The organism is Pseudorhizobium flavum, assembly GCF_044142885.1.
Classification (GTDB): Bacteria; Pseudomonadota; Alphaproteobacteria; order Rhizobiales; family Rhizobiaceae; genus Neorhizobium; species Neorhizobium flavum.
Window position 1 is genome coordinate 1 of record NZ_JBIOKZ010000011.1, and the last position, 6,563, is coordinate 6,563.

A 6,563-nucleotide genomic window follows, 5' to 3' on the forward strand; every position below is an offset into this window, starting at 1 on the left:
GTGTGGTTTTGCACTTAATTCCCAGAATTTGGTCGCAGCAATTTCAACCAGATAGTTCGGCACTTAATTTGAGAATGAGCACTTAATTTGAGAATTATGCTTGGATTTGGTCACTTAATGTGAGAATCAGACAATCGACGTAAGCGACGGTGTTCTTGTTATGAGTGACCCACTCCCCGACGAGGTCGACGAAGCGCTTTGGGATGAAGCGTGCCGACGCGCAGACGCGGTTCGGGAATTCCTGAAGAGTCGGCCTGGCAAAATGACAGCCGGAGATGTGGCACTGCTTGCGACCGAGCTCGAAATCAGTCGAGCGACCGCGTACCGCCTTATCAAATTGTTTCGAGCCGGTGGCACGGTCATGTCGTTGGTGGATCGCAAACGCGGTCGACCGGAGGGCCACCGGGTGTTGGATGACCAGCGGGAAGAGATCATCCGCACGACCATCAGCCGTTACTACCTGACGCGAAACCGTCCGACCGTTTCACAGTTGGTCCGGGATGTCCAAACGAACTCCATGTCGGCCGGGCTCAAGCCGCCGCATCGCCGAACGATCAAGGCTCGTCTCGAAGACATCGATCTGCAGAAACGCGCCAAACGCCGTGGCGAAGATAAGATCGTGAAGGAGACACAGGCCGTTCCCGGGGTATTTGCCGCCTCCCGACCTTTGCAGGTCGTTCAGGTCGATCATACGAAAGCGGATATCTTTGTCGTTGACGAGGAAACCCGCCAGCCGATCGGCCGGCCCTGGCTGACGCTGGCGATGGATGTCTGCAGCCGAATGGTGACGGGATTCTACCTAACGATGGACGCACCTTCCCGGTTGTCGACAAGTCTGTGCCTGCTGCACTCGGTCTTCGACAAGTCGGCTTGGTTGCGAGAACGCGAGATCACCGAAGCGTGGCCCGTCGCCGGCCTGCCGGAAACACTTCACGTCGACAACGGCGCCGACTTCAGGAGCCGTGCTTTCAAGAGAGGGTGCCAGGATGCTGGCATCGCGATCGAATGGCGTCCGCCGGCTGAGCCGCGCTTCGGCGGCCATATCGAACGTCTGATCGGCACCCAGATGGGAAAACTCCACCTGCTGCCCGGCACGACGTTCAGCAATGCGCAGGAACTCGGCGAATACGATTCGAAGCGGCATTCGGCGCTCACTTTGCGCGAACTCGAGCGCTACATCGCCCTCGACATTGTCGGCTCGTACCATCAGTCGATCCACAGCACCTTGGGCCGCCCGCCAATTGCCGTCTGGAAGGAGCACGAGAACGAGATTCCACTGCGCCTGCCGCAAGATCGGATGCGTTTTTGGCTGACGTTCCTGCCCGAGCAGGAGCGCACCCTGCGGCCAACCGGCATTCATCTCTTTGGTCTGCGCTACTGGTCAGCTGCGCTTAGCGCCGACGTCGGTCGCTCGAACCGGCGCCTGCTCGTCAAATACGACCCGCGGGACATGGCCCGTATCTTCGTGCGGCGACCTTCGGGAAACTTCGTGGAAGCCCGCTATGCTGATCTGACCCTGCCTTCAGTGACACTGCATGAAGCCGTGGCGGCACGTCGCGCACTGTTGGCGAGAGGGCGACAGGAAATCAACACCCGCGCCATCGTGGGCACTGCGGTCGCGCAGCGCGAATTGGTGGATGCAGCAACCAAGAAGACGGCAGCCGTACGACGCGGCGCAGGACAGCCAAAAACGAACGTGGATGATCGGGGCTGGGGCTCGCTTCGCGGCATCGACTCCAGCAAACCTGTGCCCTTTGTCGAGGACACGGAGTGAGCTGGCATGAACAACGAAATCTCCCACCTGACCGCGAGCGCCGCGGCGCTGCTTGCTGAAGCGGACGAACAACGCATTCGCGCGATACGATCGCGCCGCTGGGTGCTCTACCCGCGCGCCAAGCAGGCGCTCGATCGGCTGAGCCGGCTCCTCGATCATCCGAGAGGAACGCGCATGCCGTCCGTCGCTATCTACGGTGACAGCGGCATGGGCAAGACGATGATCATGAACCGGTTCCGCGATCAGCATCCGTCAAGCTTCAATTCGCTGACCGGAACCCTGAAGACACCCGTTCTGGCCATGGAGATGACCAGCCGGCCTGGCGAACGGCGGTTCTACGCCGAACTGCTGACGCTGCTCGGCGCACCGCAGCGACCGCGGGCCGATATCGCCCAGATGGAGCAGGCGGCATTGCGGATCATGGAAGCAATTGGCGTGCAGGTGCTGGTGATCGACGAGGTGCACAACATTCTTGCCGGAACTTATCGCGAGCAGCGCATCGTCCTCAACACCTTACGCTTTCTCAGCAACCGTCTCGGGATCTCGCTCGTCTGCTTCGGCGTCAACGAGGCGCGTGAAGCAATCAGCGGCGACGTGCAATTGGCCCGCCGGTTCGAGCAATTCACGCTGAGCCGCTGGGCTGCGAACGAACAGTTCGAATCCCTGGCAGTCTCAATCTTGCGCAACACGCCGTTGCGTCAGCCCTCGGTGCTGAGCGCGAAATCGCTGCGGCGGATGCTGCAGATCACAGAGGGCATTACAGCCAACATTTTTCACATCATCAACTCCCTCGCCATCGAGGCCATCGCAAGCGGGCGCGAACAGATAACCGACGAAGCCATCGAGAAGTGGGAGCCGGAGTTTGATGCCGAGGCAGCCTTCGCATGACGCCGAAACATCCTTGCGGCAATTGCCGGTGAGACTGGCGCCCCATCCTGACGAACTCCTATCCTCGTGGATCGGCCGGCATGCCGCGTTCTATGCGGTCCCGCCCCTTGCTATGCTGCGGCATGGTCTGCCCGAGGCGTCGTCTTTGCATGCGGCCGATCGGAGTCTGAACGGTGATCAAGTCATCCGCCTCGCCGGCCTCTTCTCGACCGAACCGGCCGTCGTGCGCCGCACGACCTTTTCGAATATCGCACCATCATCGCGACGCCTGATTGCAGCGAGGCCGCTGCAGTTCTGCTCAGCCTGTCATCCGGGTGAACACGAACCGAGGCCTCTCCTTCGCAGCCAGTTTCTCGGCTGGCGCATCACCTGTCCGCTTTGCGGCGACCTGTTCCGGTGCGCACGCGGGCATGACCGCCCCTCTCCTTTCGACCGCCATCAAGGGGCCGCGCTCGTGGGAGAACGGCTCCTCGACGATGAAGCCGAGCGCGGCGTCCGAACCTGGACTTCGCCGGCCGAAATCGCGCGCCTTCTGCTGATGCGACGCGTGCCGAGACCCCTTCCCCGTGAGTACGAACCGTGGCGATTCAGGGTGCTCGGCGCAATCATTCCAGATCTCGATGATGTCGTCGAACGGAGAAGCCTGCCGACACCGGCAAATCCCGTCCTGCCGCTGCATCTGCGACCAGCTCTGCTGGCCGGAGTGGCCATCGTCGAGCGGGCCGGACCCGAGATGCTCGAAATGTTGCGCGGGCAAATGATGGGTCAGAATCAAGCGCGTTTCAGCAGCGCTATCGATGAGATCACGACCCATACATGCCGATCAATGGCGTCTTCACAGTTGCAGTTAATTTGAGAATCCGGCCGCTCGGATTCTCAGCTTTGAATGCCAAACCTGGCTGAAACAGCCGCATTCTCACGTTTAACTGCCAAGCGACATGAAGGTCCCAAACTAACCAGTCAATCGGGTGACAGCCGCACCTGAGGCATTGGCGACAAAAGCTCGCGCCGCAAAGGTGCGGTGATGCATGAAGCAATCGCATCGGATCAGACGCAGCGGTCATGCATGCTCGCCCCGACAACACTCACCGTCCATGGCGGCAGGATAGATGATGCGCTGCTCATCAACAAGGACGGCGCCTTTGGTGAGTGTGGCCGGTATCACCTTGGCGCCTTCCATCAAGTGATAGACTTCTGCACCTTGCTGCAGGAGATAATCTCCAATGATCCTCCTATGGCAGCGCCACCATACGCTTTCTGCACACATGATGGCGCAATGTCTTGATGCCCCCACTGAAATGAGCTGCGCGAGCCCACGTTTGAACGGATCTGTCAGAGCATAATCTGCATAGTTATGGAAACTGCGGTTATTCCAAAAGGAGTTCAGATCCTGGTCGACCGACCTCTCCTTGCGGCGTCTGCCACCCAACTCCGGGATGGACAAGTAGCCCACCTGGTAAGGAGACAGCGCCTCGGCCAGCGTTTCCTCATTAAACTGAGGGTTTGCGCGCGACCGCCTGATGGAGCGAACGTCCACGACCATTTGAACCTCGCCCGCTCGCAGTAAATCAACAAAATCCGGTATCGAACGGGTAGAGTGACCGATTGTGAAGAAGGGGATCGTTTCGGGCAATGAGCAGCTGACTGGCACCTGTCGCTCCGTCGGCTCTGCGGAAGGCCTAGCACGGGAAACGGTTGAGCCACCCGAGCTATAGGCTCCGGACACCTCTGGTGCCATAGAGGCTTGCCGCACCTTATCCTGAATACCTGGCGGCAGCGAGACCATCCGCGCTCTTTCCTCCCTAATCTCCTGGAATCTCTGCTGGCCTTTCAACATCCTTGGAGGCCTGCAGGTTCCATGCCGCAGCTGGCGGGGACTGGGTCGGTCTAGCGGAAGCCCTTGCTTCCAGAAGATGATTGAGCCGTCGATCATCGCGTTTCCGGTGATACTTGGCGCTCCAGCCGGACGAAACCAAGGGCTCTCTTGGATGGTCTGTGGGCCAGACCCGGCAGGCCCCGGCGGAGCGCAATCGGGCTATCGATCCGCGCCCGCCGGCCCGCTCCTGCTTCATGGAAAGATCTGGCGCAAATGGTAATCCTTGCGCGGGCGCGGCATGGAACAGGCGGGCGCCAACTTTGTTCCGTGTCTGAATGCGCTCTCTTGGGGTACCCTAAGGCGAGTCACCTTTGCCCAAAGGCTCACAAGGTGCCCAACCTTTAGACGGCATCGTAGACAACGAAGGGAACTGAGATGACCCATGACGGAAAGCGACCAACGACCACCGAATCCGCACCTCAATCCGGAACGAACAATGCCAGCCTGGAGCAGAGTAAGGCTGAGCATGCGAAGAGCGGGAGCCGAGAAGACGCTCGCAATCCGTTCCCGGAAAGGTCGGAAAGTACGGAGATGGGAGGGACAGGCCCAAACGAGACGATGAACAAAATCTGAGCAGCAACTGGTCGCAATCGAAGCCTCGGCAACTCGGGGCGATCTCTGAGCACCAGGTGCAAGTTGCGGGCGCATGGCATGCAGGCGACGCTCGGAGGAGGTTTAGGTCAGCTGGCATCTCTTCTGGCGAAACCGACCGGGGTTGCCACAGCTAGGCCGCTGCGGCTCCCTGAAGGACAGGATGATGAAGTCTGATCAGCAGCTAAACCTTCTGCATGAAGCTCTGTCGTTCGCGCAGAAAGCAGTCGCAGGTGCTGCCGCCGAACTCGGAGAAAGGTGCTTCAGAAACTCGAATAGCACCAAGCCAGATGGCAATGCACGTTCGCGCCTGCGCGCGGCGCAGCAGACGGTCGCGGAGATCGAAGCCATGATCGCTCTTCGAGAAGCTAAGTTGTCAGGTCGGAAGGTTCACTAACAGATGACCTCTCCGCGTTCAACAGATGAAGTATTGCAAGACCACCTGCGACTTCGCGCAGAGGGAAAGCTGGAAGAAGACCTGGCGCGCAACTATGCCCCCCAGGTAGTGCTGTTAACCAGCAACTCCAACATGAGTGGCCACGCCGCGCTGCGCAAGTCGGCCAGCCGCTTGAGGAAACAGCTACCTGAAGCTCGCTTCAACTACCGAGTGAAGCAGGTTCAGGGTCCCTACGCCTTACTCATCTGGTCGGCAACATCCTCACGCTTCGAGGCGGTCCAGGGAGCTGATAGCTTTGTCATTGAAAACGGAAAGATAACGTTCCAGTCAATCCATTATGCTCTTCAAGGCATTCGCCAGGGCTCGCCGCCCTAGTTAGCTGAGAAGCCCGCTCAGACGCCAGTGCCGCCAGGGCTGGAGACGAACTTCCGACCAGCATCAAACTCATGCCCAAAGGATCCGGAACATCGCACAACCACAGCTGTTCCTGTTGGGAAGGCACCGAACCTCGAGGGTGAGATGATACTCGGAAGCTGGCCAGAGATCCTCAGGACACTGCTCCTCGGAGCAACGCTGTACATTTGTCTGGTAAGCTTTATTCGCCTCTCCGGGAAAAGATCCGTTGCGACGCTCAATGCGTTCGATCTTCTGGTCGCAGTGGCTCTCGGCACAACTTTTGCCTCCACCTTGCTGCAGGATGATATTCCGTTGGCAGAAGGGGCGACGGCGCTCGGCCTCTTGATTTTCCTGCAGTTTCTCATCACGTTTGCTTCGGTCCGCTCAGCCACGGCGATGACCGTGCCGTCCTGCTTGACGACAATCCGGTCGGCATAGGCGTGGACTTCGACCGGGCGACCGACAGCCGTTGAGAGGACCGAGTATTTGTTGTTGTCGAAACGGACCGTGCAGGTCTTGGACACCGAGGCCGGCACGCAGTGAAAGCCGTCGAACGACCCAACATAGGGGACGAGACTGCTGCGTTCAGCCTCGAACATCTGCCAGATCGTCTGGTCGTTCTGTTCCGGATGGTTGTGCGC

Annotated in this window: 7 protein-coding genes and 1 pseudogene; 6 read left to right on the top strand and 2 right to left on the bottom strand. The window is 59.4% G+C overall.

The window, feature by feature from the left end:
• Positions 1 to 262 precede the first annotated feature (262 nt).
• From ACEPP2_RS18170 to ACEPP2_RS18180, 3 genes are read left to right on the top strand one after another with little or no spacing between them, the layout of a single operon-like run.
• A complete protein-coding gene (locus ACEPP2_RS18170; RefSeq protein WP_318920144.1) occupies positions 263 to 1,774 on the top strand; it encodes a Mu transposase C-terminal domain-containing protein in 1,512 nt (503 codons plus the stop codon).
• A gap of 6 nt (positions 1,775 to 1,780) precedes the next feature.
• Complete coding sequence (locus ACEPP2_RS18175) at positions 1,781 to 2,662, top strand: TniB family NTP-binding protein (RefSeq protein WP_395517430.1); 882 nt, start codon at positions 1,781 to 1,783, stop codon at positions 2,660 to 2,662.
• Positions 2,640 to 3,518: a TniQ family protein gene (locus ACEPP2_RS18180; RefSeq protein WP_395517431.1), complete on the top strand. Its 879-nt coding sequence runs from the start codon at positions 2,640 to 2,642 to the stop codon at positions 3,516 to 3,518. The genes ACEPP2_RS18175 and ACEPP2_RS18180 overlap by 23 nt, the downstream gene beginning before the upstream one ends.
• 204 nt (positions 3,519 to 3,722) lie before the next feature.
• Here ACEPP2_RS18180 and ACEPP2_RS18185 read toward each other — a convergent pair whose 3' ends face one another.
• Positions 3,723 to 4,448, bottom strand: coding sequence for a DUF488 domain-containing protein (locus ACEPP2_RS18185; protein ID WP_395517432.1), 726 nt, complete (start codon positions 4,446 to 4,448; stop codon positions 3,723 to 3,725).
• Positions 4,449 to 5,295: 847 nt separating this feature from the next.
• Between ACEPP2_RS18185 and ACEPP2_RS18190 the strand changes: the two genes are divergently transcribed.
• From ACEPP2_RS18190 to ACEPP2_RS18200, 3 genes are all read left to right on the top strand, one after another.
• The gene (locus ACEPP2_RS18190; RefSeq protein ID WP_395517433.1) at positions 5,296 to 5,526 is read left to right on the top strand and encodes a hypothetical protein; all 231 of its coding nucleotides are present in this window, start codon (positions 5,296 to 5,298) and stop codon (positions 5,524 to 5,526) included.
• A 3-nt stretch (positions 5,527 to 5,529) separates the two neighbouring features.
• Positions 5,530 to 5,901 (top strand): nuclear transport factor 2 family protein, encoded by a 372-nt coding sequence (locus tag ACEPP2_RS18195; RefSeq protein ID WP_395517434.1) that lies wholly within the window; start codon positions 5,530 to 5,532, stop codon positions 5,899 to 5,901.
• 144 nt (positions 5,902 to 6,045) lie between these two features.
• The gene (locus ACEPP2_RS18200) at positions 6,046 to 6,360 is read left to right on the top strand and encodes a DUF421 domain-containing protein (protein ID WP_395517435.1); all 315 of its coding nucleotides are present in this window, start codon (positions 6,046 to 6,048) and stop codon (positions 6,358 to 6,360) included.
• On the opposite strand, the pseudogene ACEPP2_RS18205 reads toward ACEPP2_RS18200, so the two are convergent.
• Positions 6,315 to 6,563: pseudogene (locus ACEPP2_RS18205) on the bottom strand (Mu transposase domain-containing protein); the annotation flags it as partial. The gene ACEPP2_RS18200 and the pseudogene ACEPP2_RS18205 sit on opposite strands and share 46 nt — an antisense overlap.

Excerpts from the sequence above, each read along its gene's own strand:
- ACEPP2_RS18170 (WP_318920144.1), top strand. The coding sequence starts at position 263 with ATGACAGCCGGAGATGTGGCACTGCTTGCGACCGAGCTCGAAATCAGT.
- ACEPP2_RS18175 (WP_395517430.1), top strand. The coding sequence starts at position 1,781 with ATGAACAACGAAATCTCCCACCTGACCGCGAGCGCCGCGGCGCTGCTT.
- ACEPP2_RS18180 (WP_395517431.1), top strand. The coding sequence starts at position 2,640 with ATGCCGAGGCAGCCTTCGCATGACGCCGAAACATCCTTGCGGCAATTG.
- ACEPP2_RS18185 (WP_395517432.1), bottom strand. The coding sequence starts at position 4,448 with ATGGTCTCGCTGCCGCCAGGTATTCAGGATAAGGTGCGGCAAGCCTCT.
- ACEPP2_RS18190 (WP_395517433.1), top strand. The coding sequence starts at position 5,296 with ATGAAGTCTGATCAGCAGCTAAACCTTCTGCATGAAGCTCTGTCGTTC.
- ACEPP2_RS18195 (WP_395517434.1), top strand. The coding sequence starts at position 5,530 with ATGACCTCTCCGCGTTCAACAGATGAAGTATTGCAAGACCACCTGCGA.
- ACEPP2_RS18200 (WP_395517435.1), top strand. The coding sequence starts at position 6,046 with ATGATACTCGGAAGCTGGCCAGAGATCCTCAGGACACTGCTCCTCGGA.